Raw genomic sequence first — 26,586 nt, 5'->3', positions numbered from 1 at the left:
GAGCCGGTTGAGGCGCCACAGGCAGGGATGCCTGTAGAGCCGACCCGCCCGGCGACGGTGACGCAGAGAGGGTACCTGCGAAGCAGGCTGAACGTGCCTAAGCGCGGGCGCAGGGGGCGCGCCTACGGCCCCTGCAATTGCCGTTCATCTCAGTGACAGAGAAATACTGTACGTTTACGGCAATTCTGATTACACATTGCTGACATAGGCCACGTATAAAAATACCTATCCGGCATACATAACTATTTCTGCCTTCAATCTTCACATCATTAATATCTTAATGAATACGCCTTTCAGTCGGGCGGGCAAGTTGTGACTGATTTAACACGCCTGCTTTTACCGGCTTGCATTTCAAGCAGTGAGATGCTTTTTATTACTTTCCGGCGGCCCGCTGATTTTCTGGCCGCGCCAGGCGCATATTGTTAACCTGTTAATACTCGGAGGCGCGGATGGATATTCAGCTTGCCAGACTGACGACGGTGATTGACGCCGTGGCGACCCGCCATTTCTATCCGCACCTGCTGGCCTACCTGGAACGCTTCTTCGCGTTCGATAATGCGCTGGTGTACGCCTTTGAGCAGGATCGGCCGCCGTGCTGCCTGCTGAAGGCGGAAAAAGAGAACAGCGACCGGGTGAACGCGCTCTATCAGCAGGGCGCCTATCTGCAGGATCCGTTTTATCACGCACTGAACGACGGGCGGCAGGGGGATATCTTCACGCTGCGCCAGTTGGCTCCGCGCGGTTTCTACCACAGCGATTACTACCGCAATTTTTACCGTAAAACCGGCTGGCGCGACGAAGCGGGCATTGTGCTGCAGCTGACGCCGCAGCGCCGGCTGGGGGTGTTTTTCGGTTCTTCACGGCGCACGGTGGCGCTGCGTCAGCCACGGCAGCAAGAGCTGCGCGAAGCGCTGATGTTGGTGCGCAGCGTGGCGCGTCTGCACGGCGATGTGGCGCCGGATGCCGCGCCGGCCACGCCGTGCGATCGCGGCGCGACGGCGCGCGCAACCCTGACCCCGCGCGAGCGTGAAATCGTTGATTTAATTCTGGCCGGGCAAGGCTCGCCGCAGATTGCCGAGCGGCTGTTTATCAGCCTGGGCACGGTGAAAAATCACCGTAAAAACATCTACGGTAAACTGGGCATCGGTTCGCAGGCCGAACTGTTCAGCCTGCTGCTCGGCCCCACGCTGCCGCACAGCGCATGATGTTACAAAATAGTTAAAATATCCCTAAAGGGACATGGCCGCGCCGCCGCCGCCCGCTGATAATCGCCGTCAGGGTCTGGATCAGGGGAGTGCGGCAGTGAACAACAATATCGAATCGTTAACCTACTACGCGGCGACCAAAAAATACGATCTGCGTTTTCCGGTGCTGGAAGAGGATCTGGACGTTGACGTGGTGATCGTCGGCGGCGGTTTTTCCGGCATCAATACCGCGCTGGAGCTGGCGGAAAAAGGCATTACCAATATCGCCATTCTGGAAGGACGCCACCTCGGCTACGGCGGCACCGGTCGTAACGGCGGGCAGGTGATGGCCGGCATCGGCCACGATCTGGAGAAGATCAAACGTCACGTCGGCCCGCAGGGGCTGGAAACCATTTTCCGCATCAGCAATCTGGGCGCCGGCATAATCCGCGATCGCATCAGTAAATACGCCATCGACGCCGACTTCTGCTTTGGCTACGGCTACCTGGGCAGCAATGCGCGCCAGGAGAAAACGCTGCGCGCCTGGCTGAAGGAGTTTCAGGCGGTGGCGCCGGACGAAGAGATTGAACTGTACACCGGCGCGGAGGTGAAGCAGGTGGTCGGCTCCGACAGTTATACCTGCGCGCTGAAACATATGGGCGGCGGCCATGTGCACTCGCTGAACCTGCTGCTGGGGGAAGCCAAAGCGCTGGGCGACTACGGCGTAAAGATCTTTGAAAACAGCAGCGTGCTGGCGGTGGAGTACGGCCCGCGCATTCGGGTGCGTACCGCGATGGGCTCGGTACGCGCCAATAAAATGCTGTGGGCCTGCAACGGCTTTCTCAACGGCCTGGAGCCGGCCATCCACCGCAAAACCATTAATACCTACGCTTTTCAGCTGGCGACCGAGCCGCTGCCGGAGGCGCTGATCCGCCGGATCAGCCCGATCCGCGGTGCCTACAGCGATATTCGTCCGGTGATCGACTACTACCGGGTGACCAATGAGAACCGCCTGCTGTTCGGCAGCGCCACGCGGCTGCTGGAGTATATTCCCGCCGATCTGAAAGCCTGGAACCGTAACCTGATGCTGAAGGTGTTCCCGTACCTGCATGACGTGAAGATTGATATGGCCTGGGGCGGGCCGCTGTGCTGCAGCGCCAATCTGTTCCCGCAAATCGGCACGCTGCCGGCGCACGACAATGTGTTTTACGTGCAGGGCTATTCCGGCTTCGGCGTCACCCCCAGCCATATCGTCTGCAAGGTGCTGGCAGAGGGCATGGCGGAAGGCTCCGAGCGCTACGCACTGATGAGTTCAATCCCGCATGTGGATATCTTCGGCAAGGACCAGCTGCGCCGGGTGATAACCTCCGCCGGCAAAATGTGGCACCAGACGTCCGGTTACTGGAAGGGACGCCGTTAACCGTTATTACAACCAGAGGAAACCAAAATGAAACCACTTCTGCTTAAACAACCCTTGCCGGCGCTGACGGAGATCGGCAGCGTCAGCAACCTAGGGGCGACGGTGATTGCCGGCGAACCGACGGTCAGCGTGGCGATGATCGACGGCGCGCCCGACGACAACCTGAGCTGCGGCGTGTTCAGCTGCACCCGCGGCAGCTTTGTGATGGAGTATCCGTTTGCCGAGCATGCGACGGTGTGGGAAGGCACGGTGACGCTGACCGATGAAGCCAGCGGTGAAGCGGTGCAGTATCAGGCCGGCGACGCCTGGTTTGCGCCCAAGGGCGCCAGAGTGCGCTGGGACATCACCTCCGATCGCTTTGTAAAGCACTACCTGGCGGTAGTGAACGGCTGACAGACCGGCCCCGCGGGGCCGGCTTTTCCTCTAGCGCAGCGTGCGTTGGATAAACGCGCTGACAAGCTGCAGCGTCCGATCTTTGTCGATCTCATGGAAAATTTCATGGCGGGCGCCGGGCAGGATCTCGGCGTGGAAATCGCTGCCGCGCAGCCGTTCGAGGGTGGTGCGGCTCTCCTCGCTTAACACCAGACGATCGTCGCCGCCGTGCAGCCACAGCGTAGGCAGCGCGCCGAAGCCCGGCCCGGCGTCGATGGTCGCCAGAAAGCGCCGTATCGCCTGCAGCGTCGGGCGTTTGAACGGCCCGTGCCACACCAGCGGATCGGCCTGATAGGCGACGCCGACCGCCGGATCGCGCGACAGGGTGCTGACGTCCAGCGGCGTATCGGGGATGGTCTCCATGTCCTGCAGATCGCCGATGGCGGTATGTTCGCCCAGCAGCGGGCCGGACAGCACCAGCGCCCGGACGTCGTCGCCGAAGCGTTGTACGTAGCGCGTGGCGATCATGCCGCCCATCGAGTGGCCGATGACCACCAGCGGCAGATCGGGATGCTGACGGCGAATCTGCCCGACGGCCTGCCGCACATCGTCGACCACCGCCTCATAATCCTCAATCAACACCCGCTCGCCCTGCGACAGCCCGTGGCCGAGATGGTCCGGGCCGAAGACGCGTGCGCCCAGATCCTGCAGCGTGCGCGCCACATAGTGGTAACGGCCCAGATGCTCGCCGTAGCCGTGTACCAGCAGCGCCAGAAAACGCGGTGCGTCATGCTGCCAGTCATGCAGCGCGATATCACCGCGCTGCCCCTTGATAAAGCTGACCTGTTGTTGCGACATACCGTCCCCTTGTGAGTGTTCCTCTTTGATTATAGGTCGAATTGTCGCGCCAGTTGGTCGAGGGCTTCACGCTGGAAGCGGTTGAAGTCCGCGCGCGGCTGCTGCTGCTGAATAAAGGCCAGCAGCGGGTCCTGCACCTCGGTGCGGACGCCGCTCAACTGCTCCATTACCGCCAGCCCGCAAAACGGCACGTAGGACTCGGCATAGCCGCCCTCATGCACCAGCAGCAGTTTGCCGTCGCACAGCTGGTCGGCGGCCTCCTGCACCAGCGCGGTCATGGAGCGGAAGCTGTCGCTGTGCAGCTGCATGCGCGCCAGCGGATCCATCGCGTTGGCGTCGTAGCCGCAGGCGATAATTATCGCCTGCGGGCGGAACTGCGCCAGCGCCGGTAGCACGATGCGCTGCATGGCGTACAGGTAGCTGTCGTCGCCGGCGCCGGCCAGCAGCGGAATATTGAGGTTATAACCCAGGCCGGCGTCGGCGCCGCGATCCTGCTCGCCGGCATAGCCGGCCGGGAAGCAGCCGTCCTGATGCAGCGAAATGGTCAGCACGTCGTCGCGCCGCCAGTAGATGTGCTGGGTGCCGTTACCGTGGTGCACGTCCCAGTCAATCACCGCCACCCGGTCAAGGCCGCAGCTCTGTTTGGCGCGTTCGATGGCGATGGGAATATTGGCCAGAAAGCAGAAGCCCATCGACTGTTCCGGCAGGCAGTGGTGGCCCGGCGGCCGCGACAGCGAATAGGCGTTGTCGAGCTCACCGCGCAGCACCGCCTCCAGCGCGCTGCAGGCCAGCCCGGCGGACAGCTTGGCGATTTCGTAGCTGCCGGGGCCGAGCGGCGCTTCCTCACCCAGCAGGCCGCCGCCGTTGTCGCTCAGCTGCTTGAAGCGTTGCAGATAGTGGGGCGGGTGAATACGCTGCAGGTCCTGTTCGTCCGCCAGTTCGGCGCTGCGCAGCTGCAGCTGACGCGACAGGCCGGAGACGTCCATCAGGTTTTTCATCCGCCGTTTGGTTTCCGGCGATTCGGCATGGCTGGCGCCGGCGGGGGGCTGCACCCAGCCGCCGACCGGCAGCGTGGTGGCGTGCAGCCCGGTGCTGTGCCAGAAGCAGCGTTCATCGAAGAAAAAGCCGGTGTTTCTTTTCACGTTGCAGACTCCTTGTTAAAGGGCGCGCGCGGCGCGCGGGATGCCAGCGAGATCAGCAGCAGCGACAGCAGGGCGCAGCTCAGTGCGCCGCCGAGCAGCGCGCCGAAGCCGCCGAAAAATTGCAGCAGATAGCCGGCCAGCAGCGGACCGATGGCCATGCCGCCGCCGATGACCAGGTTGATGCCGTTCATCAGTTTGCCGTTGTTATCCAGCCCGGCGACGGCCGCCAGCATAAACGGCAGTACGAAGGTCCAGGTGAATTTGAACAGCACCGCCGCGGCGGCAAAGCGCGCCAGCTGCGGGGTGGCGAACAGCAGCATGATACTGGTCAGCAGCAGCAGGTAGCCGAAGACCATCAGCCGCTGTCGTTGACGATGGTCACCGGTCAGCGCGGCTATGCCGGCGCCGGCGATGCCGAACAGCGTGGCGATGGCCAGCACCTGGCCGCCGTGCACCGCCGACAGCCCGGCGGCGGCGCCGATATTGCCGATAAACGTCCAGACCGCGCTCAGGCTGATATAAAAGCACAGCACTGCCGCCACCGCGCACAGCTTGCGCGCGACCGGGGCGGGGCGGCGGGACGTTGTCGTCTGCGGCGCCGGTCGGTAGCCGTCGGGAAAGGCGGCGATCAGCGGCAGGCAGCACAGCATCAGCGCCGCCAGTAGCAGGTAGACCGCCATCAGGCCGAACTGGGCAAACAGCGGCGGCAGCGCCAGCAGACCGATCGCCCCCAGCGCCAGCTGGCCCAGCACCCAGCAGGCATAAACCCGGCTGGCGTTGCTGACGCCGGCGGCGCAGGTAATGCAAAGAATCATCAGCGTGCCGCCCGCCAGCGAGGCGATAAAGCGCAGCGCCAGCAGCGGGCCGAAGCCGCTGACCAGCGCCGAGGCCAGATTGCCGAGCAGAAAGACGCCGGCCGCCAGCCAGGCGACCCGACGCCAGTTGATGCGGCTCATCCACCACCAGGCCGGCAGCGTGGCGAGGCTCATCGCCCCCAGCTCGCAGGCGAACAGCCGGCCGATCTGCGCAGGCGTCAGACGCCATTCAGCGGCCAGCTGCGCGGCGATCGCCGGCGCGGTCATCAGCACGCCGGGTGCGATGGCGGCGAAGGCGATAATGGCGATCAGCAGCTTTGGCGGGCAGGGCAGCACCGCCCGCTGGGCAGGCGCGGAAAAGGCATCGCTGGACATAAATATATCCTTATGGCTGGCTATGATTTTATTGCGGCTGACGATAATAACGGCAATGTATTTCGCCAGGTTGGCGGCGGAACCTATTATCCCTGGGCGATAAATCCGCTGGACACCAATTCGGTGCGGTTTACCACTGCGGTTTTAGAAAATATATTGCGCATATGAGTTTTCACCGTGGAGAGCGAAATACCCAGCTTTAAGGCAATGCGTTTATTGCTGGCGCCTTCGCGCACCAGGTTGACAATTTCCTGCTCTTTGGCGGTCAGCAGCTGCGCTTCGCCCTCGGGCAGCAGGTCGCGCGTCGCCAGCTCAATCAGCGGCAGCACCGCGTGCAGCCGGCCGCGTTCCAGCGCGGTAAACGGCGTATCACGGATTAATGACACCCCGGCGACGATGCGCTTGCGTTGGCGAATAAAGATTTCGGTCATATCGCGCATATTATTCGGCAACATAAAATCATGGTAATACTGGCGGTTATTGGCGATGGCCGCCGGCGTCATATTTACCATGGTAATATCGTGCCGATGAAAGTTGGCCGGTTTCATCGGATCAATATGCTGGAAATCTGCCAAATATTGCCGATGCGTATTGGCGGAAATGCCCTGCAAAATATAATGCTCGGGTTTTAACTGGCTGTTGACCAAATAAAACACGCCGGCGGAAACGGGAATAAGATGCGCGATGGTGTTCAGGCAACTGGCAATAAAGGCATCGTTCGCCGCGGGCGCTGATGGTGTCTGCATAATGTCCTGCCCTCCCTTTATCGCCCTTAGCTCGCCGGCGCGACCGCCGGGATCCGGGCACTATTGTGCGTAGTGGGGATCGGTTAATATGTGAACGATAACAGCATAGTTGTCGCAATTATGCAACACAATAAAAACATATTAACAACGTGAGGTGGCTTGCAATAAACTACATAAATAACAATGAGCCAGAGCGGTAATTGTCACGTTTCTAATGCGTGAATCCTGCCTTTTTATTAAAACATTAATAAAGTTTTTCGCCGCTTGTTCTCTGAATTTTCACCCGATTTTCTGCCCTGCGGGCGATCGCATGCGGCGCTGCGCGTGACGCTACCGCCGCTGACGATGCCATTTTTCCCTCGTCCTTAAGAACGATAGTCAAAAATTTCTTTTGCTTTCTACACTCGAAAATTACGGCTGATGAAAAAGTATACCGACAATTTTCCGCAGGCCGTTAAGAAGAAAAAATGATGATGCTTCAGGAGCGAAATGGCGATGAAAAGAAAAGTGGTGGCAGTGGCGTTGAGCAGCGTGGTGTCAGGCCTGGCGCATAGCGCGCCGGGCGAACGGCCCAACGTATTGATTATTGTGGCGGACGATATGGGCTATTCCGACATCACGCCGTTTGGCGGCGAAATCCCGACGCCCAATCTGCAGGCGCTGGCAGAGCAGGGCGTACGCATGAGCCAGTTTTATACCTCGCCGATGTCGGCGCCGGCGCGGTCGATGCTGATGACCGGCAACACCAACCAGCAGGCGGGAATGGGCGCTATGTGGTGGTATCAGAACACCATTGCGCGTCCGGGCTATGAAATGCGCCTGACGGATCGGGTTGTTACGCTGCCGGAGCGCTTTCGCGACGCCGGCTACGCCACCATGATGGCGGGGAAATGGCACCTGGGCTACACCGACGGCGCGCGGCCGACCGATCGCGGTTTTGAACGGGCTTTCGCCTTTATGGGCGGCGGAACCAGTCATTTTAACGATGCGAAACCGCTCGGCACCGTCGAGGCGTTTCACACCTTCTATACCCTGAACGGCAAGCGGGTGTCGCTGCCGCAGGATTTCTACTCCAGCGAGGCCTATGCCCGCCAGCTGACGCAGTGGATCGATGACACGCCGCAGGATAAGCCGATTTTCGCCTATCTGGCGTTTACCGCGCCGCACGATCCGCTGCAGGCGCCGGATGACTGGATCGCCAGGTTTGACGGCCAATACGACGCCGGCTACCAGGCAATTTATCAGCAGCGCATCAAGCGGCTAAAGGCGCTGGGTATCATTAACGACAATACGCCGCTGCCGTCGCTGGCGCTGGATAAGGCATGGCAGGCGATGACGCCGCAGCAGCAAAAGTATGCGGCGAAAACCATGCAGGTGTATGCGGCGATGATCGCCAATATGGACGCGCAGATCGGCAAGGTGATGCAGACCCTGAAACAGACCGGGCGCGATAAGAACACCATCGTGCTGTTCCTGACCGACAACGGCGCCAACCCGGCGCAGGGCTTCTATTACGGCTCGCAGCCGGACTACTGGCGTCAGTTTGACAACAGTTACGCCAATATCGGCCGTAAGGGGTCGTTTGTGGCTTACGGCCCGCACTGGGCTAACGTCAGCAACGCGCCGTACGCCAATTACCATAAGACCACCAGCGGGCAGGGCGGCATCAATACCGACTTTATTATTGCCGCCCCGCAGCTGCAGCAGCATGGCACCATCGACCGTACGCCGATGGCGATCTATGACATTGCGCCGACGCTGTATGAATTTGCCGGCATCGACGCCGCCAAGCCGCTGAAAAAACAGGCGCCGCTGCCGATGGTCGGCGTCAGTTTCAAACGCTATTTCAGCGGCGAGGCCCAGGCGGCGCCGCGGCTCAACTACGCCGTGGAGCTGCACAATCAGGCGGCCTATGTCGACGGTGACTGGAAGCTGCGCCGGCTGGTGAAAAACGGCCCGCAGGCCGCCAGCGCGCCCTGGGGACTGTTCAATCTGCACGACGATCCGCTGGAAACCCGCGATCTGGCCGCCGAGCACCCAGAGATGGTCAAACGTCTCAGCGCGGCCTATCAGCGCTATGCCCGGCAGGGGATGGTGATTGAAGCAACAGGCAAGATGGTGGACTACCTCGGGGTGGATGCCGACGGCCATTATATCGGTATCGATCCGGCGACCCGCCAGCCGCTGGCGGAGGCGCCATGAATATCGATGCGCTGCGGGCGCGACAAATCCCGGTCAGCGGCGTAGCCCGCGCCGCCGCGCCGTTCCACCTGCTGGTGAAACCGGTCGGCGCCGGCTGCAATCTGGCCTGCCGCTACTGCTACTATCCGCAGCGCGGCGACAGGCCGACGCGGATGGACGATGCGCTGCTGGCGCAGTTTATCCGCCAGTACATCGCCGCCCAGCCGCGTTACAGCCGGGAGATCAACTTTGTCTGGCAGGGGGGCGAGCCGCTGCTGGCGGGCATCGGCTTCTATAAACGGGCGCTGGCGCTGCAGCGCCGCTATGCGCCGCCGGGCGTGGTGATCAGCAACAGTCTGCAGACCAACGGCACGCTGCTGACCGACGCCTGGTGCCGGCTGTTCAGAGAGCATAATTTTATTATCGGCGTCAGCCTGGACGGCGATCGTCAGACGCAGGACGCCCATCGTCCGGACCGGCGCGGCAACAGCAGCTATGACGCTGCGTTGCGCGGTATTGCGCTGCTGCAGCAGCACGGCGTGGCGTTTAACCTGCTGGTGGTGGTGCACGACGGCGTCGCCGACGCCGCCGCGGCGCTGTATGACCAGGTGACGGCGCTGGGGGCGCGTTTTCTGCAGTTTCAACCGCTGATGCTGGAGGGCGACGCGCCGGCGGGCGGCTATAGCCTCAGCGCGGCCAACTGGGGGCGCTTTATGCGCGATATCTACCGCCGCTGGCGGCAGCGCGGCGACGTGGGGCGGGTGTTTGTGATGAATATTGAGCACGTCTACGCGCAGTATTTCACCCAGGTCAGCCCCGACTGCGTGCATGCGGCGCGCTGCGGCGGCAACCTGGTGATGGAGCAGGACGGCGGCGTCTACGCCTGCGATCACCTGATTGACGAGGCCCACCGGCTGGGGCGCTTTAACGCCGGCGATGAGCTGGCGACGCTGGCGGATGCCGCCCGCGCGCTGCCTTTCGGCCGGCGCAAGAGCGTACGGCGCGAGTGCCAGCGCTGCAGCGTGAAGATGGTGTGCCAGGGCGGCTGCCCGGCGCATCTGGGGCCGGACGGCTATAACCGGCTGTGCGCCGGCTACTACGCCTTTTTCTCCGAGGTGCTGGCCCCGCTGCGGCGCTACCCGCGCGACGCCGGCGGGCTGGCGCTGTGGCGCAGCGCACAGCCTGAGGCATCTCGTCCATAAGGACGATAGTCAGCGTTTTCCTTTCCTCTCTATAGTGCGTTAAGCCAACCTGCAGAGGATATTCCGATGAACCTGTCGTCGCGCCTTTCCGCCCACCTTGAACGAGGCAAGGTGGGCTTTCCCACCACGCTGGCCAGCTCGGTCGGCGTGATTATGGCCAGCCCGGTGATCCTGACCGTAACCAGCGGTTTCGGCATCGGCGGCGATACCTTTGCGCTGGCGATGCTGATCGCTTTTGTGATGATGCAGGCGCAGCTCACCACCTTTGCCGAAGCGGCGGCGATCCTGCCGACCACCGGTTCGGTCTACGACTACATTTCCTGCGGCATGGGGCGCTTCTTCGCCATTACCGGCGCGTTGTCCGCCTATCTGATCGTGCATATCTTCGCCGGTACGGCGGAAACCATTCTGGCCGGCATCATGGCGCTGGTGAATTTTGAACATCTCAACACCCTGGCGACCAGCTATAACGCCTCATGGATGGTCGGCGTCGGGCTGGTGGTGATTTTCGGCCTGCTGAACGCGTTCGGCATTGAGGCGTTCGGCAAGGCGGAAATCGTACTGACCTTCGGCATGTGGAGCACGCTGGTGATTTTCGGCATCGCCGGCCTGCTGTCGCCGCCGGCGGTGGCGCTGCCCGGCTGGTTCGGCAGCGCGCTGGACGTCAGCGATCCCTTTGCGGTGTTCAGCCTGGTGGGGATGGCGATGTTTATGTTTGTCGGCTGCGAACTGGTGACGCCGATGGCGCCGGAGATCAAACGCTCGGCCTGGGTGATCCCGCGCGCCATGGCGCTGGGACTGTGCGGCGTCGCCGCCTGTATGGCGCTGTACGGCGCGGCGCTCAGCCATCAGGTGGAGAACGTGGTGGTCGACGCCGAGCATCATGTGCGCCTGCTGGATACGCCGATGGCGATCCCGGCGTTCGCCGGCCAGGTGATGGGCGAGTTCGGCAAATACTGGCTGGGCGTCGGCCTGCTGCTGGCCGGCGCGGCGACCATCAATACGCTGATGGCCGCGGTGCCGCGCATTCTGTACGGCATGGTGCTGGACGGCGCGCTGCCGAAGGCGTTCGCTTACCTGCATCCGCGTTTTAAAACGCCGGTGGTCGGCATTGCCGTGGCGGTGCTGATCCCCTGCGTGCACGCCTTCGCCATTCAGGGCGATCTGGAGCGCATTATCCCGATGGTGCTGGCGGCGGTGTGCGCCTGGGGCGTGGCCTACCTGCTGGTGACGCTGTCGGTGGTGCTACTGCGCATCCGCCGGCCGGATCTGCCGCGCGCCTATAAATCGCCGCTGTTTCCGCTACCGCAGATTGTGTCCAGCATCGGCATCGTGCTGGCGATTATCTATATCGCGCCGCCGGGCATGCCGCGCAGCGCGGTGTATATCCCGTTCGGCATCATGATCGGCCTGACCGCCGTGTACGCCCTGTTCTGGACGCTGTGCGTGCAGCGGGTCAACCCGTTCAAGCCGGTGCCGGTGGAGCAGGTGCTGATGCAGGCGCTGGATAAGTCGGAACGCGAGGAGGTGCAGTTTGATCGCCTTACGTCCCTCGGTTAACCGCGTCTGGCAGCGTGAACCGGCCGGCTACCGCGCCGGCAGCGCGCTCGACCGGCTGCAGGCGGATCTGCGTCCCTATGCCTGCGAGCGGCTGTCCGCCGGCCGTCTATGCCTGACGCTGCCGCAGGGGCCGCAGCTTGAGATCAGCGAACGGCCGCAGGCGCTGTTTCTGGCGCATATCGTCAGCCACCGTTTTTCCCTGAGCGGCCGCACTGCGCTGACGGGCAGCGCCCGGCTGACGGTGCGCGGCACCGGCTGGTGGCGGCAACGCGGCGTACGCTATTGCACGGCGGGCGATGAGGCCGCCGCCCGGCAGCTTACGGGCTGGCTGGCGCGCTATCCGCAAATCGGCGCGACGCTGGCGCAGCTGGATTTCCGCCATGCCCAGCTGACGCTGGCGGCGGGGCGCTGGCAGTTCAGCATCGAACATTTCGCCGCCTGCGAGGTGGTCAGCCGCCTGCCGCCGGGCCGGCGCTATTTACGCCTGACCGCGGCGCAGCGCTGTCTGCTGCTCAGCGCGTGTCTGATGGTGGCGCAACTGATGGAGAAAATCGATGACTAGAACGGTGGTGATTACCGGCGGCGGTACCGGCATCGGCGCCGCCTGCGCCCGGCAACTGGCCGGGCAGGGCGATCGGGTGTTTATTGTCGGCCGCCGCGCCGCACCGCTGCAGGCGCTGGCGGCGGAGATTGGTGCCACGGCGTTGGTGGGCGACGCCGCCTGCGGCGACAGCTGGCGCGACACGCTGCTGCCGCAGATTATGCGCCAGGGCGGGCGTATCGACTGCCTGATCGGCAGCGCCGGCGGCATGGGATTAGGCGCGCTGGGCGAGATGACGGACGCCGCATGGCGGCAGGCGCTGGACAGCAACCTCAACAGCGCCTTCGCCAGCGCGCGCGCCTGCCTGCCGGAGCTGGTGAAAAGCGGCGGCAGCCTGCTGCTGGTGGCGTCGATTGCCTCGCTGGCCGCCGGGCCGGAGGCGTGCGGCTACGTGACCGCCAAGCATGCGCTGATCGGCCTGATGCGCTCCGTGGCGCGCGATTACGGCCCGCTCGGGGTGCGCGCCAACGCAATTTGCCCCGGCTGGGTGACCACGCCGATGGCCGATGAAGAGATGCGGCCGCTGATGGCGGCGCACGGCTGGACGCTGGATCAGGCTTACCGTCAGGTATGCCGCGACGTGCCGCTGCGGCGGCCGGCCAGCGCCGAAGAGATCGCCGAAGCGTGCTGTTTTCTCTGCTCGCCGCAGGCGTCGATCATTACCGGCGCCACGCTGGTGGCCGACGGCGGCGCCGGCGTGGTGGATGTGCCTACTCTGGCTTTTACTTCCCTATAAGGAGCGACAAATGCATTCAGAAGCGGTGTTTATTCAGGTTGGCGCACTGGCGGAGGGCTTTGCCCCCGACAGTCATACCCTGCAGGCGCAGGACGATTTGGCCGGGCAGACGCTGAGCCTGTACTTTGCCGACGGCGAGCGTCTCGACGTCTGCTTTGTCGACGGACAGACGCTGCACTGGCGCGGGCAGCCGGCGGATTATCGCGCCACCGCGCTGCGCCCTGGCGTGCTGTTTATCGACTTCCTCGACCCGCAGCGCGCCAACGCCAGCATTACGCTGGTATGTAATCGGGCGCTGGGCAATTTCACCGCGGTGTACGGCCAACTGCCGGATGAGGCGCAGACGCGCCTGGACGCTTTCAGCCGGGTGGAGCAGGGGCTGCCGCTGACCGCGGTGGCGGCCGAGTTTCGCTTCGGCCGGCTGGCGGATGACGATGCGCCGCTGCCGGCGTTTACCGACGAGCTGATCGGCATGCGCAATATGTATACCTACAGCCCCACCGAGCGCTATGAGCATATCTACCTGAACGACAATTTCTACGCCTGGCAATGTCTGGACGGGGTGGAGAAAGGGCTGGCGGACGTTGACCGCTGCCACTACGTCAAGGTGGCAGAGCAGCTGTATCTGTTTGTCTGGCGCGAAAAGATCATTCCGACCCTCGGCGTGGTGATGATCGATCTGCAGGGGCTGCGTACCGACGGCAAGATCCTCGGCTATCAGGGCAGCGACTTCAGCGCGCTGAGTAATTTTGCCGTCGGCGCGCATGCGCAGGTGCTCAATACCACCCGCCATCCGCGGAGCGGGGCATGACCTTCGCCGCGGATGCGTTCCGCGGGCAGGTGGTGCTGGTGACCGGCGGTGCGCAGGGCATCGGGCTGGCGATCGCCGGTGCCTTTGCCCGGCTGGGGGCCACGCTGGTGGTGGCCGATCTCCAGCATGATAAGGCGCGGCAGGCGGCGGAACAGCTGACAGAGCAGGGTGGGTCGGCGCAGGCGCTGGCGTGCGATCTGGCCGACGCGGCGCAGATCGCCGCGCTGGTGGCGCAGGTAACGCAGCGCTGCCGCCGGCTGGACGTGGTGGTGCATAACGCCGCCTATTTCCCGCTGACGCCGTTTGCCGAGATTGACCGCGCGCTGCTGCAGCGCACCCTCAGCGTCAACCTGATGGCGCCGTTCCATCTGGCGCAGGCGGCGCTGCCGTGGATGCGCCGCCAGGGCGGCGGGCGCATTCTGGTGACCTCATCGGTGACCGGGCCGAAGGTGGCCTATCCCGGGCTGGCGCACTATGCCGCCTCCAAAGCCGGGGTGAACGGCTTTATCCGCGCCGCCGCGCTGGAGCTGGCGCCTTACGGCATTACGGTCAACGGCGTGGAGCCGGGCATGATCCGCACGCCGGCGATGGCGAACCTGGGGGATGACGCCTTCAATCAGGCGATTGGCGGCGCGGTGCCGCTTGGCCGGCTGGGGGAGCCGGAAGATATCGCTGCGGCGATGGTGTTTCTGGCCTCTGCGGCGGCGGGGTATATCACCGGCCAGACGCTGGTGGTGGACGGCGGCGCGCTGCTGCCGGAGGCCCGGCCCGCCGCGTCCTGAGGGCCGTCACTTTTTGGCGGGATGCGCGACCAGGTTGGCGGGCTGCTGCTCGCCCAGGGTGATCAGCTCATCCAGCAGCGCCATCAACTGCTGCATTTTCTCCGGCGAGAACGCCGCCTCAATCTCACGGTAGCCCTGTTCAACCTGATGGCGCGCCACCTCATACAGCTCCTGGCCCTGCTGGGTCAGCGAGACATACAGCTTGCGCTGATCGTTAACCGGTTTCAGGCGGAAAATCAGCTTATCCCGCTCCATGCGCGACAGAATGCCGGTCAGGCTGGGGCGCAGAATGCAGGTCTGCGCCGCCAGCTCATGGAATTCGATCGAACGCTGGTCGGCCAGCACGCGGATGATGCGCCACTGCTGTTCGGTCAGGTTGTGGCTTTTCAGGATCGGGCGGAAAAAGCCCATCGCGGTTTCGCGCGCCTGCAACAGGGCAATGGTGAGGGATTCATGCATATGTCGGGCCTTTGCTATCAAAGTGTTGGCGCATCCGGCGTTCAGGCGCCGGTCGTTCGATTTTTATTAATAACTTAATAGTAGCCATATTTGGCGTCGTGGATAAAGGGAAAATGTGTCTCAGCGTGAAAAATAGGGCTTAAAAAGGCTAATTCTTTGAATTATCACCAATATGTTTTGAGGTTGTGAATATTTTGTTATCACGATCACAAATCAAATTAACGGCGTTGCGTAAATGCTGAGCAGCGGTTAAAAGTAATCATTAATATATTAACGAATGCCGGATGTCCTGATTTGTGACAATAGGAGTTTGCATGAAAGGAACCGTATTTTCGGTGGCGCTTAACCACCGCAGCCAGATGGACGCCTGGGACCGCGCGTTCCATGACGCGCCCTACAAGACCCCGCCGAAGACCCCAGTATGGTTTATCAAACCGCGTAACACCTACCTGAGCCCCGGCGGTCAGATCCCGCTGCCGGCGGCAGAAAAAGTTTACAGCGGCGGCACGCTGGCGCTGGTGATCGGCGATACCGCCCGCCAGGTGCCGGCGGCGCAGGCGGCGGCGTATATCGCCGGCTATGCGCTGGCCAACGACGTCAGCCTGGCGGAGAGCAGCTTTTACCGCCCGGCGATCAAGGCCAAGTGTCGCGACGGCTTCTGCCCGCTGGGCGAGATGGCGCAGCTGGATAACATCGACCGGCTGCAGATTGTCACCGAGATCAACGGCGTGGAGCAGGATCGCTGGTCAACGGCGGATCTGGTGCGTTCCGGCGGCGAGCTGCTGGCCGCCATCAGCGAGTTTATTACGCTGCAGCCGGGGGATGTGCTGCTGATCGGCACGCCGCATCAGCGGGTGGCGATTAACCCGGGCGACGAGGTGACGATCCGCGCCGCCGACCTGCCGGCACTCAGCAACGTTGCGGTTTTGGAAGGAGAGCAAGCATGAAGCACGCGCGCATTCGCCATCACGGCCAGATGTTTAACGTCAGCGTTGACGAGCAGCTGCGGGTCACGCTGCCGGACGGCACGCAACTGAATGAAACCGACGTCGAATGGCTGCCGCCGGCACAGGGCACGGTGTTCGCGCTGGGGCTGAACTACGCCGACCACGCCAGCGAACTGGAATTTAAAGCGCCGGAAGAGCCGCTGGTGTTTCTGAAGGCGGCCAATACCCTGACCGGCCACCGCCAGGTGTCGGTGCGTCCGGCCGGGGTGGAGTACATGCACTATGAGGCCGAGCTGGTGGCGGTGATCGGCAAAACCGCCCGTCACGTCAGCCGCGAGCAGGCGATGGAGTACGTCGCCGGCTACACCCTGTGCAACGACTACGCCATCCGCGACTACCTGGAAAACTACTACCGGCCGAACCTGCGGGTGAAAAGCCGTGACGGCCTGACGCCGATCGGCCCGTATATCGTCGACCGCGACGATATCGGCGATCCGCACCGCCTGCAGCTCAGCACCTATATCAACGGCGAGCTGCGCCAGCGCGGCACCACCGCCGACATGATTTTCGATATTCCGTATCTCATCAGCTATCTCAGTGAATTTATGACGCTGCAGCCGGGCGACATGATCGCCACCGGCACGCCGAAAGGGCTGGCCGACGTGCAGCCGGGGGACGAAGTGGTGGTGGAGATTGAAGGCATCGGCCGCCTGGTCAACCACATTATCAGCGAACACGATTATCAGGAGAGCCTGCGATGAAAACCATCAACCACTGGATCGACGGCAAAAACGTGACCAGCAGCGAGTACTTCACCACCACCAATCCGGCCAACGGCGAGGTGCTGGCGGAGGTGGCCTCCGGCGGGCAGGCGGAGATCGATATGGCGGTGGCGGCGGCCAAGGCGGCGTTCCCGAAATGGGCCAATACGCCGATGAAGGAGCGTGCGCGCCTGATGCGCCGGCTGGGCGAGCTGATCGATGAAAACGTGCCGCAGATCGCCGAGATGGAAACCGCCGATACCGGCCTGCCGATCCACCAGACCAAAAACGTGCTGATCCCGCGCGCCTCGCACAACTTCGAGTTCTTTGCCGAGGTGTGCCAGCAGATGAACGGCAAAACCTACCCGGTGGACGACAAGATGCTCAACTACACCCTGGTGCAGCCGGTCGGGGTGTGCGCGCTGGTGTCGCCGTGGAACGTGCCGTTTATGACCGCCACCTGGAAGACCGCCCCTTGCCTGGCGCTGGGCAATACCGCGGTGCTGAAAATGTCCGAACTGTCGCCGCTGTCCGCCGACCGTCTGGGGGAGCTGGCGCTGGAGGCCGGCATTCCGGCCGGGGTGCTGAACGTGGTGCAGGGCTACGGCGCCACCGCCGGCGATGCGCTGGTGCGCCATCCGGACGTGCGTGCGGTCTCCTTTACCGGCGGCACCGCCACCGGCCGCCGCATTATGCAGAGCGCCGGGCTGAAGAAATATTCGATGGAACTGGGCGGCAAATCGCCGGTGCTGGTGTTTGAGGATGCCGATATCGAACGCGCGCTGGACGCCGCGCTGTTCACCATCTTCTCGATCAACGGCGAACGCTGCACCGCCGGCTCGCGTATTTTCATTCAGGAAAGCATTTACCCGGAATTCGTCAAACGTTTCGCCGAGCGCGCCAACCGCCTGCGGGTGGGCGACCCGACCGATCCGCAGACCCAGGTCGGCGCGTTAATCAGCCAGCAGCACTGGGAGAAGGTATCCGGCTATATCCGTCTGGGCGTGGAAGAGGGCGCCTCGCTGCTGGCCGGCGGGCCGGATAAGCCGCAGGGGCTGGAGTACGGCAACTTCCTGCGGCCGACGGTGCTGGCGGATGTCGATAACCGCATGCGCGTGGCGCAGGAGGAGATTTTCGGACCGGTGGCCTGCCTGCTGCCGTTCAAGTCAGAAGAAGACGGCCTGCGGATGGCCAACGATGTGGAATACGGTTTGGCGTCCTATATCTGGACCCAGGATGTGAGCAAGGTGATGCGCCTGGCGCGCAGTATCGAAGCCGGCATGGTGTTCGTCAATACGCAGAACGTGCGCGATCTGCGCCAGCCGTTCGGCGGGGTGAAGGCCTCCGGCACCGGCCGCGAAGGCGGTGAGTACAGCTTTGAAGTGTTCGCCGAGATGAAGAACGTCTGCATCTCAATGGGCGACCATCCGATCCCACGCTGGGGCGTTTAAGCCTCATGTTTTTGAATTAAAAACAGGACTATACCCAATCGCTTTCGGATTGCCGCGGCCCCGTGAGGGGGAAGCCCATGGATGGGCCGCACAGCCAACAACGCGGCAATTCGAAAGATGAAGGGGATAGGAGGACTTATGGGTAAGTTAGCGTTAGCCGCAAAGATTACGCATGTGCCGTCGATGTATCTGTCTGAACTACCGGGAAAAAACCACGGCTGCCGCCAGGGGGCGATCGACGGCCACAGGGAGATTGGCGCGCGCTGCCGAGAGATGGGCGTCGACACCATTATCGTGTTCGATACCCACTGGCTGGTGAACAGCGCCTACCACATCAACTGCAGCGACCATTTCGCCGGCGTCTACACCAGTAACGAACTGCCGCACTTTATCCGCGATATGAGCTACGAGTACGACGGCAATCCGCAGCTGGGGCAGATGATCGCCGATGAGGCCTGCAAGCTCGGCGTACGCGCCAAGGCGCACGATATTCCCAGCCTGAAGCTGGAGTACGGCACGCTGGTGCCGATGCGCTATATGAACAGCGATCGCCACTTTAAAGTGGTGTCGATCTCCGCCTTCTGCACCGTGCACGACTTCGCCGACAGCCGCCGGCTGGGGGAAGCGATCAAAACCGCGATCGAAAACTATGACGGCACCGTGGCGGTGCTCGCCAGCGGCTCGCTGTCGCACCGTTTTATCGACGACCAGCGCGCCGAAGAGGGCATGAACAGCTACACCCGCCAGTTTGACCAGCAGATGGACGAGCGGGTGGTGAAACTGTGGGCCGAGGGGCGCTTCCGCGAGTTCTGCGAAATGCTGCCGGAGTACGCCGATTACTGCTACGGCGAGGGCAATATGCACGACACCGTGATGCTGCTGGGACTGCTCGGCTGGGACAAGTATGACGGCAAGGTGGAGTTTATCACCCCGCTGTTCGCCAGTTCCGGCACCGGGCAGGTCAACGCCGTGTTCCCGCTTCCCGCTGAAGCCTGAGGTAAAGCCATGCCCCATTTTTACGCTGAATGTACCGACAATATCCGCGAGCAGGCGCAGCTGCCCGCGCTGTTCGCCAAGGTGAATCAGGCGCTGGCGGACACCGGCATCTTTCCGCTCGGCGGCGTGCGCAGCCGCGCCATCTGGCTGGACACCTGGCAGATGGCCGACGGCAAGCAGGATTACGCTTTTGTGCATATGACGCTGAAAATCGGCCACGGCCGCAGCCTGGAGAGCCGGCAGCAGGTGGGCGAGATGCTGTTTGCGCTGATTAAAGAACACTTTGCCGCGCTGACGGCCAGCCGCTACCTGGCGCTCTCTTTCACCATGGAAGAGCTGGACCCGGTGCTGAATTACAAACAGAACAATGTTCACGCGCTGTTCCGTCAATCCTGAGAGGTGGTAAATGCTGGATAAAAACCTGTTGAGCCGTGCGGTACAACGCTTGCATCAGGCGGAGCAAAACCGGGAGCAGATCCGCGCGCTGTCGATCGATCATCCGGAGATCACCATTGAGGACGCCTACGCCATTCAGCGCCAGTGGGTGGAACTGAAGATCGCCGAAGGGCGGACGCTGAAAGGGCACAAGATTGGCCTGACCTCGCGCGCCATGCAGGTCAGCTCGCAGATCACCGAGCCGGACTACGGCGCATTGCTGGACGATATGTTCTTCAACGAAGGCAGCGATATTCCCATTGACCGCTTTATCGTGCCGCGGGTCGAGGTGGAGCTGGCGTTTGTACTGGCCAAACCGCTGCGCGGGCCGAACTGCACGCTGTTTGACGTGTATAACGCCACCGACTACGTGATTCCGGCGCTGGAGATTATCGACGCGCGCTGCCACAACGTCGACCCGGAAACCCAGCGCCCGCGCAAGGTGTTCGACACCATTTCCGATAACGCCGCCAACGCCGGCGTGGTGATGGGCGGCCGGCCGAGCAAGCCGGACGCGCTGGATCTGCGCTGGATAAGCGCACTGCTGTATCGCAACGGGGTGATTGAAGAGTCCGGCGTCGCCGCCGCGGTGCTGAACCACCCGGCCAACGGCGTGGCCTGGCTGGCGAATAAACTGTTTCCGCACGACGTCGAACTGGAGGCCGGGCAGATTATTCTCGGCGGCTCGTTTACCCGCCCGGTGGCGGCGCGACGCGGCGATACCTTCCACGTGGATTACGGCCCGATGGGCTGCATCAGCTGCCGCTTTGTGTAACGGCGGCCAGGGGAGAACGCGATGCTTATCAATACCTTCAAACAGGCGCTGCAGGAAAAGCGCCCGCAGATCGGCCTGTGGCTCGGTCTGTGCAGCAGCTACAGCGCCGAGCTGCTGGCCGGCGCCGGTTTCGACTGGCTGCTGATCGACGGCGAACATGCGCCCAACAACGTGCAGACGGTGCTCGGCCAGCTGCAGGCGACGGCGCCGTACCCGAGTCATCCGGTGGTGCGCCCGCCGTGGAACGATCCGGTGGTGATCAAACAGCTGCTGGACGTGGGGGCGCAGACGCTGCTGATCCCGATGATCCAGAACGCCGAGCAGGCACGCGCGGCGGTGCGCGCCACGCGCTATCCGCCGCACGGTATACGCGGCGTCGGCAGCGCGCTGGCGCGGGCCTCACGCTGGAACCGGGTGCCGAACTACCTGCATGACGCCGATGCGCAAATGTGCGTGCTGGTGCAGATTGAAACCCGCGAGGCGGTCAGCAATCTGGACGATATTTTGCAGGTCGACGGGGTGGACGGGGTGTTTATCGGCCCGGCGGATCTGAGCGCCGATATGGGCTTTGCCGGCAACCCGCAGCACCCGGAGGTGCAGCAGACCATCGATGACGCCATCGCGCGCATCCGCGCCGCCGGCAAAGCGCCGGGTATTCTGATGGCGCAGGCGGATCTGGCGCGCCACTATCTGGCGTGCGGCGCGCTGTTTGTGGCGGTGGGCGTCGATACCACCCTGCTGGCGCGGGCGGCGGAGAAACTGGCCGCCGAGTTTAAAGCGGGAACGGCGCAGGGCGATGCCCCGGGCGTCTATTAATCGGAGCCATCATGAACCAGGTCGATTCGCAGCCGCATAAAGCGCAGAGCGCCGCCGAGCAGTCGGTGATTAACAAGCTGTTTCGGCGTCTGATCGTGTTTCTGTTTATTCTGTTTGTCTTCTCGTTTCTCGACCGTATCAACATCGGCTTCGCCGGCCTGACCATGGGGCAGGATCTGGGCCTCAGTTCCACCATGTTCGGCCTGGCGGCGACGCTGTTTTACGTCACCTATGTGATTTTCGGCATTCCCAGCAACATCATGCTGAGCATCGTCGGCGCGCGGCGCTGGATCGCCACCATTATGGTGCTGTGGGGCATTGCCTCCACCTGTACGCTGTTCGCCACCGGGCCGACCAGCCTGTATGTGCTGCGCATGATCGTCGGCATTACCGAAGCCGGCTTTCTGCCGGGGATCCTGGTGTACCTCACCTACTGGTTCCCGGCCTATTACCGCGCCCGCGCCAATGCGCTGTTTATGATCGCCATGCCGGTCACCATGGCGATCGGCTCGCTGGTGTCCGGCTATATTCTGGCGCTGGACGGCGTGCTGAACCTGAAGGGCTGGCAGTGGCTGTTCCTGTTGGAAGGCATTCCGTCGGTGCTGCTGGGCGTGGTGGTGTGGTTCTATCTGGACGATACCCCGGCCAAGGCCAAGTGGCTGAGCGCCGAGGAGAAAAGCAGCCTGCAGGCGATGATGGAGGCCGACAAACGGCAGCAGACGGCCGCCGCCGCGCCGCGGCAGACATCGTCGCGCAGCCTGTGGCGCGAGGTGTTCACGCCGATCGTGCTGATGTATACGCTGGCCTACTTCTGCCTGACCAACACCCTGAGCGCGATCAATATCTGGACGCCGCAGATCCTGCAAAGCTTTAACCAGAACAGCAGCAATATCGTCATCGGCATTCTGGCGGCGATCCCGCAGATCTGCACCATCGCCGGCATGGTGTGGTGGAGTAAACGATCGGATCGGCTGCAGGAGCGCAAGCGGCATACCGCCTTGCCGTATCTGTTTGCCGCCGCCGGCTGGCTGCTGGCGTCGGCCACGCATCATAGCCTGATCCAGCTGCTGGGGATCATTATGGCGTCGGTCGGTTCGTTTACCGCGATGGCCATTTTCTGGACCACGCCGGATCGCGCCATCAGTCTGGAAGCGCGCGCGGTGGGGATCGCGCTGATCAACGCCACCGGCAATATCGGCTCGGCGGTCAGCCCGTTGCTGATCGGCTGGCTGAAGGATCTGACCGGCAGCTTCAACTCCGGGCTGTATTTCGTCGCCGGGCTGTTGGTGATAGGCGCGCTGCTGGTGTGGCGCATTCCGATGAACGCCGCGCAGCGGCGCAGCGCCGTCAATCATGACAAGATCACCGGGGACGAGCTTGCCCCCTGACGACACAGGAGAAGGACGTGCAGAAAAGTACCGGCTTTATCGCCAACATCGATATCTGTAAAGAGTACGATGCGCGTTACGCCGCGGACGATGTGCATTATGAAACCTTTGCCGGGCTGGCGGCGTTTTTCGGCCGCGATATGCAGGTGCACTGGCATGACTGCTTTTTTCAGCTGCACTTTCTGGAGACCGGCAAGATCGAGCTGCAGCTGGACGACCAGCACTATTCGGTGCAGGCGCCGCTGTTTATCCTGACGCCGCCGTCGGTGCCCCACGCCTTTTTCACCGAGCCGGACAGCGACGGCCACGTGCTGACGGTGCGTCAGGAGCTGATCTGGCCGCTGCTGGAGCGGCTGTACCCCGGCAGCAATCTGGCGCTGGATATGCCCGGCATCTGCATGTCGCTGGCGAGCGCGCCGCAGGAGCTGGCGGCGCTCAGTCACTACTGGGCGCTGATCCGCCGCGAGTTTTCCGCCGGGCTGGCGGGGCGCGAACAAACGCTGACGCTGCTGGCGCAGGCGGTGTTCACCCTGCTGCTGCGCAATACCGCGCTGGAGGATTCGGCGGCCACCGGCGTGCGCGGCGAGCTGAAGTTGTTCCAGCGTTTCAACAAGATGGTGGACGAACGCTTCCGCGAGCATCTGCCGGTGCCGGAATATGCCCAGGCGCTGGGGGTGACCGAATCGCGGCTCAATGATCTGTGCCGGCGCTTCGCCAACCGCTCGCCGAAACGGCTGATTTTCGACCGGCTGCTGCGCGAGGCCAAGCGCCTGCTGCTGTTCAGCGCCTGCACGGTGCATGAGACCGCCTACAGCCTGGGATTCAAGGACCCGGCCTACTTCGCCCGCTTTTTCAACCGGCTGGAAGGCTGCTCGCCGAGCCGCTATCGCGCCGCGCAACACGCCCTGTCATAACGGCGGAATACCGCCTGGATCACAGTTTGCCGCGAAAGCGGCGCTCCCCTCTGAAAAGTACCGACGATTGCCGCAAAAGTCTCTTCTCGAAACCGGCGTTGGGGTCTTCAATTAAGCAACCAAAAGAAAACATTATTTTAACAATATGCCGCGCTGCGGCCGTGAAAATACCGATTACGAGGGGCACCCGATGAAACCAGAAGACTTCCGCGCTGACAATAAACGCCCGTTCACCGGCGCTGAATACCTGAAAAGCCTGCAGGATGGCCGTGAAATTTATATTTACGGCGAGCGGGTCAAGGATATCACCACCCATCCGGCGTTCCGCAACGCCGCCGCGTCCGTCGGCCAGCTGTATGACGCGCTGCACGATCCGGCCAGCCATGACCGCCTGTGCTGGGGCACCGACACCGGCAACGGCGGCTATACCCATAAGTTTTTCCGCTATGCCCGCAGCCCGGAAGAGATGCGCCAGCAGCGCGACGCCATCGCCGACTGGTCGCGTCAGAGCTACGGCTGGATGGGACGCACCCCGGACTATAAGGCGGCGTTCGGCTGTGCGCTGGGGGCCTATCCCGAGTTTTACGGCCAGTTCGCCGACAATGCCCGCAACTGGTATCAGCGGATTCAGGAAACCGGCCTGTACTTCAACCACGCCATCGTCAACCCGCCGATCGACCGTCATAAGCCGGTCAACGAGGTGAAAGACGTGTTTATCAAGGTAGAGAAAGAGACCGACGCCGGTATCATCGTCAGCGGCGCCAAGGTGGTTGCCACCAACTCGGCGCTGACCCACTACAACTTTATCGGCTTTGGTTCGGCGCAGGTGATGGGCGATAACCCGGACTTCGCGCTGATGTTCGTCGCGCCGATGGACGCCGAAGGGGTGAAGCTGATTTCCCGCGCCTCGTATGAGCTGGCCGCCGGCGCCACCGGATCGCCGTTCGATTACCCGCTCTCCAGTCGCTTTGACGAAAACGATGCTATTCTGGTGATGGACCATGTGCTGATCCCGTGGGAGAACGTACTGATTTACCGCGATTTCGACCGCTGTCGCCGCTGGAGCACCCAGGGCGGGTTTGCCCGTCTGTTCCCGCTGCAGGCCTGCGTGCGTCTGGCGGTGAAGATGGACTTTATCACCGCGCTGCTGCAAAAGAGCCTGGGCTGCACCGGCGTGTTGGAGTTCCGCGGCGTGCAGGCCGATCTGGGAGAAGTGGTGGCCTGGCGCAACCTGTTCTGGTCGCTGAGCGACGCGATGTGCGCCGAAGCCACCCAGTGGGAGAACGGCGCCTATCTGCCGGATTCCGCCGCGCTGCAGACTTACCGCGTGATGGCGCCGATGGCCTACACCAAGGTGAAGCATATTATCGAAAAGAACGTGACCAGCGGCCTGATTTACCTGCCGTCCAGCGTGCGTGATATGAACAACCCGGCGATCGACAAGTACCTGGCGCAGTACGTGCGCGGATCCAACGGCATGGATCATGTGGAACGCATCAAGATCCTGAAGCTGATGTGGGATGCGATCGGCAGCGAATTCGGCGGCCGCCACGAGCTGTATGAGATCAACTATGCCGGCAGCCAGGATGAGATCCGCCTGCAGTGCCTGCGCCACGCACAGGGATCCGGCACCATGGATCAGATGATGCAGATGGTCGACAAATGTCTGTCCGACTACGATCAGAACGGCTGGACGGTGCCGCACCTGCATAACAATGATGATATTAATCAGCTGAATAACTTGCTGAAATGATTTTTGGAGGAGGTTGCTATGTCTCAGGAAAATGAACACCGGCTGCGCTTTCGCGATGCGATGGCCAGCCTGTCGGCGGCGGTGAATATCGTCACCACTAACGGCCCGGCGGGGCGCTGCGGCATTACCGCCACCGCGGTCTGTTCGGTGACCGATACGCCGCCGTCGCTGATGGTGTGTATCAACCGCAACAGCGCGATGAACCCGGTATTTCAGGAAAACGGCCGGCTGTGCGTCAACGTGCTGAACCATGAGCAGGAGATGATGGCGCGCCACTTTGCCGGCATGACCGACGTCTGTATGGAAGACCGCTTCCGGCTGGAAGAGTGGCAGACCGGCGCGCTCGGCCAGCCGATGCTGCGCCACACGCTGGCGAGCCTGGAAGGGGAGATCACCCAGGTGCAGAGCGTTGGCACCCATCAGGTGTATCTGGTGGAGATCAAGCAGATTGCGCTCAGCGACGGCGGACACGGCCTGATCTACTTTAAACGCAACTTCCACCCGGTGATGCACCAGATGGCGGCGCTGGCATAAGCCATCTAGCGCCGATGCCTGCAGAGGGCGGAGCGTGCTCCGCCCTCTGTTTATTATGATGGACAGACAGGTATTCCGTTATGAAGGGAAATAGAACCACGCCGTTTTAATGAGGCTGTTTTCAATCTCAAAAACGGCCACGCTCTCCATCGGGGTGGGCGACAGGCCGTAAATGATTTCGTGATCAAACACTTTGTTACCGAGTACCGTGCGTGAAATTAGCTCTGCTTTAAGCTGCGGATTATTGAAGCGGTGATTGATATAGAATTCCCGCAAAGAGGATTTACCTACGGTGGAAGGGGATTCGGCTGGCATCCGATATCCCTTAAAATCTTCTGAGAAACATGCGATAAACGCTTCAATATTATGGGCGTTATAGGCTGTAAACTGCGCCTGTACGGGTAACTCGACGGACATGATTTCCTCACAACATAAGTGAATATTAATTCATTTATAGCAAATAAAAAATCATCACTCCAGGTGCAGTGCTGAGAGAGCTTTTGCCCGCATGCCGCCACTCATGGATTTGCTGGCCGTCGCCGCTGTACGCGCAATACCGGACATCGGGCGCA

General features: G+C 62.3%; 27 protein-coding genes. 21 read left to right on the top strand and 6 right to left on the bottom strand.

The window, feature by feature from the left end; all coding sequences use genetic code 11:
• Positions 1-449: 449 nt before the first annotated feature.
• From HF675_RS20520 to HF675_RS20510, 3 genes are all read left to right on the top strand, one after another.
• The gene (locus HF675_RS20520) at positions 450-1,205 is read left to right on the top strand and encodes a LuxR family transcriptional regulator (RefSeq protein WP_105229635.1); all 756 of its coding nucleotides are present in this window, start codon (positions 450-452) and stop codon (positions 1,203-1,205) included.
• Positions 1,206-1,302: 97 nt separating this feature from the next.
• Positions 1,303-2,604: an FAD-binding oxidoreductase gene (locus HF675_RS20515; RefSeq protein WP_105233203.1), complete on the top strand. Its 1,302-nt coding sequence runs from the start codon at positions 1,303-1,305 to the stop codon at positions 2,602-2,604.
• 27 nt (positions 2,605-2,631) lie between these two features.
• Positions 2,632-2,997 carry a cupin domain-containing protein gene (locus HF675_RS20510; RefSeq protein ID WP_105229636.1) on the top strand — a complete coding sequence of 122 codons (366 nt, stop codon included), beginning with the start codon at positions 2,632-2,634 and terminating at the stop codon, positions 2,995-2,997.
• 30 nt (positions 2,998-3,027) lie between these two features.
• Here the strand turns inward: HF675_RS20510 and HF675_RS20505 are convergent, their stop codons facing one another.
• The 4 genes from HF675_RS20505 to HF675_RS20490 form a co-directional block, all read right to left on the bottom strand.
• Positions 3,028-3,834: an alpha/beta hydrolase gene (locus HF675_RS20505; protein ID WP_105229637.1), complete on the bottom strand. Its 807-nt coding sequence runs from the start codon at positions 3,832-3,834 to the stop codon at positions 3,028-3,030.
• A 29-nt stretch (positions 3,835-3,863) separates the two neighbouring features.
• Entirely contained in the window at positions 3,864-4,976 is a 1,113-nt protein-coding gene (locus HF675_RS20500) for a class II histone deacetylase (protein WP_187043672.1), read from the bottom strand.
• The gene (locus tag HF675_RS20495) at positions 4,973-6,166 is read right to left on the bottom strand and encodes an MFS transporter (RefSeq protein ID WP_187043671.1); all 1,194 of its coding nucleotides are present in this window, start codon (positions 6,164-6,166) and stop codon (positions 4,973-4,975) included. Before HF675_RS20495 ends, HF675_RS20500 begins: the two co-directional genes overlap by 4 nt.
• An 86-nt stretch (positions 6,167-6,252) precedes the next feature.
• Positions 6,253-6,912, bottom strand: coding sequence for a LuxR family transcriptional regulator (locus tag HF675_RS20490; RefSeq protein WP_105229640.1), 660 nt, complete (start codon positions 6,910-6,912; stop codon positions 6,253-6,255).
• A 495-nt stretch (positions 6,913-7,407) separates the two neighbouring features.
• Between HF675_RS20490 and HF675_RS20485 the strand changes: the two genes are divergently transcribed.
• From HF675_RS20485 to HF675_RS20455, 7 genes are all read left to right on the top strand, one after another.
• The gene (locus HF675_RS20485) at positions 7,408-9,114 is read left to right on the top strand and encodes an arylsulfatase (RefSeq protein WP_105233204.1); all 1,707 of its coding nucleotides are present in this window, start codon (positions 7,408-7,410) and stop codon (positions 9,112-9,114) included.
• A complete protein-coding gene (locus HF675_RS20480) occupies positions 9,111-10,295 on the top strand; it encodes an anaerobic sulfatase maturase (RefSeq protein WP_160028559.1) in 1,185 nt (394 codons plus the stop codon). Before HF675_RS20485 ends, HF675_RS20480 begins: the two co-directional genes overlap by 4 nt.
• A 66-nt stretch (positions 10,296-10,361) precedes the next feature.
• A complete protein-coding gene (locus HF675_RS20475; protein WP_187043670.1) occupies positions 10,362-11,855 on the top strand; it encodes an APC family permease in 1,494 nt (497 codons plus the stop codon).
• Positions 11,830-12,417 carry a DUF3156 family protein gene (locus HF675_RS20470; RefSeq protein WP_105229643.1) on the top strand — a complete coding sequence of 196 codons (588 nt, stop codon included), beginning with the start codon at positions 11,830-11,832 and terminating at the stop codon, positions 12,415-12,417. The genes HF675_RS20475 and HF675_RS20470 overlap by 26 nt, the downstream gene beginning before the upstream one ends.
• On the top strand, positions 12,410-13,192 hold the full coding sequence (locus HF675_RS20465; RefSeq protein WP_105229644.1) for an SDR family NAD(P)-dependent oxidoreductase: 783 nt from the start codon (positions 12,410-12,412) through the stop codon (positions 13,190-13,192). Before HF675_RS20470 ends, HF675_RS20465 begins: the two co-directional genes overlap by 8 nt.
• Positions 13,193-13,202: 10 nt before the next feature.
• Complete coding sequence (locus HF675_RS20460; protein WP_187043669.1) at positions 13,203-14,003, top strand: molybdenum cofactor biosynthesis F family protein; 801 nt, start codon at positions 13,203-13,205, stop codon at positions 14,001-14,003.
• Positions 14,000-14,785, top strand: a complete 786-nt coding sequence (locus HF675_RS20455; RefSeq protein ID WP_187043668.1) for an SDR family oxidoreductase — start codon at positions 14,000-14,002, stop codon at positions 14,783-14,785. Before HF675_RS20460 ends, HF675_RS20455 begins: the two co-directional genes overlap by 4 nt.
• A 6-nt stretch (positions 14,786-14,791) precedes the next feature.
• Here the strand turns inward: HF675_RS20455 and hpaR are convergent, their stop codons facing one another.
• A complete protein-coding gene (hpaR, locus tag HF675_RS20450; RefSeq protein WP_105229646.1) occupies positions 14,792-15,244 on the bottom strand; it encodes a homoprotocatechuate degradation operon regulator HpaR in 453 nt (150 codons plus the stop codon).
• A 314-nt stretch (positions 15,245-15,558) separates the two neighbouring features.
• Between hpaR and HF675_RS20445 the strand changes: the two genes are divergently transcribed.
• From HF675_RS20445 to hpaC, 11 genes are all read left to right on the top strand, one after another.
• On the top strand, positions 15,559-16,191 hold the full coding sequence (locus tag HF675_RS20445; protein WP_187043667.1) for a fumarylacetoacetate hydrolase family protein: 633 nt from the start codon (positions 15,559-15,561) through the stop codon (positions 16,189-16,191).
• Entirely contained in the window at positions 16,188-16,952 is a 765-nt protein-coding gene (locus HF675_RS20440; protein ID WP_105229648.1) for a fumarylacetoacetate hydrolase family protein, read from the top strand. Before HF675_RS20445 ends, HF675_RS20440 begins: the two co-directional genes overlap by 4 nt.
• A complete protein-coding gene (hpaE, locus tag HF675_RS20435) occupies positions 16,949-18,403 on the top strand; it encodes a 5-carboxymethyl-2-hydroxymuconate semialdehyde dehydrogenase (RefSeq protein WP_111737769.1) in 1,455 nt (484 codons plus the stop codon). Before HF675_RS20440 ends, hpaE begins: the two co-directional genes overlap by 4 nt.
• 138 nt (positions 18,404-18,541) lie before the next feature.
• A complete protein-coding gene (gene hpaD, locus HF675_RS20430; RefSeq protein WP_105229650.1) occupies positions 18,542-19,399 on the top strand; it encodes a 3,4-dihydroxyphenylacetate 2,3-dioxygenase in 858 nt (285 codons plus the stop codon).
• 9 nt (positions 19,400-19,408) lie between these two features.
• Positions 19,409-19,795 (top strand): 5-carboxymethyl-2-hydroxymuconate Delta-isomerase, encoded by a 387-nt coding sequence (locus tag HF675_RS20425; RefSeq protein WP_111737768.1) that lies wholly within the window; start codon positions 19,409-19,411, stop codon positions 19,793-19,795.
• 10 nt (positions 19,796-19,805) lie between these two features.
• Positions 19,806-20,609 carry a 2-oxo-hept-4-ene-1,7-dioate hydratase gene (gene hpaH, locus HF675_RS20420; protein ID WP_187043666.1) on the top strand — a complete coding sequence of 268 codons (804 nt, stop codon included), beginning with the start codon at positions 19,806-19,808 and terminating at the stop codon, positions 20,607-20,609.
• 21 nt (positions 20,610-20,630) lie between these two features.
• A complete protein-coding gene (gene hpaI / locus HF675_RS20415; protein WP_105229653.1) occupies positions 20,631-21,425 on the top strand; it encodes a 4-hydroxy-2-oxoheptanedioate aldolase in 795 nt (264 codons plus the stop codon).
• A gap of 11 nt (positions 21,426-21,436) precedes the next feature.
• Positions 21,437-22,813, top strand: a complete 1,377-nt coding sequence (hpaX, locus tag HF675_RS20410; RefSeq protein WP_187043665.1) for a 4-hydroxyphenylacetate permease — start codon at positions 21,437-21,439, stop codon at positions 22,811-22,813.
• Between the two features lie 17 nt (positions 22,814-22,830).
• Positions 22,831-23,727, top strand: coding sequence for a 4-hydroxyphenylacetate catabolism regulatory protein HpaA (hpaA, locus tag HF675_RS20405; RefSeq protein ID WP_105229655.1), 897 nt, complete (start codon positions 22,831-22,833; stop codon positions 23,725-23,727).
• Positions 23,728-23,917: 190 nt separating this feature from the next.
• Positions 23,918-25,480, top strand: a complete 1,563-nt coding sequence (gene hpaB / locus HF675_RS20400) for a 4-hydroxyphenylacetate 3-monooxygenase, oxygenase component (protein WP_111738115.1) — start codon at positions 23,918-23,920, stop codon at positions 25,478-25,480.
• A gap of 18 nt (positions 25,481-25,498) precedes the next feature.
• The gene (hpaC, locus tag HF675_RS20395) at positions 25,499-26,014 is read left to right on the top strand and encodes a 4-hydroxyphenylacetate 3-monooxygenase, reductase component (protein WP_105229656.1); all 516 of its coding nucleotides are present in this window, start codon (positions 25,499-25,501) and stop codon (positions 26,012-26,014) included.
• 78 nt (positions 26,015-26,092) lie between these two features.
• Here the strand turns inward: hpaC and HF675_RS20390 are convergent, their stop codons facing one another.
• The gene (locus HF675_RS20390) at positions 26,093-26,431 is read right to left on the bottom strand and encodes a nuclear transport factor 2 family protein (protein WP_187043664.1); all 339 of its coding nucleotides are present in this window, start codon (positions 26,429-26,431) and stop codon (positions 26,093-26,095) included.
• Between the last annotated feature and the right edge of the window lie 155 nt (positions 26,432-26,586).

The organism is Serratia sp. JUb9, from assembly GCF_014298095.1.
GTDB classification, from domain to species: Bacteria; Pseudomonadota; Gammaproteobacteria; order Enterobacterales; family Enterobacteriaceae; genus Serratia_B; species Serratia_B rhizosphaerae.
The sequence above is the reverse complement of the archived record's forward strand: the minus strand, read 5'-3'. Positions and strand labels throughout refer to the sequence as shown.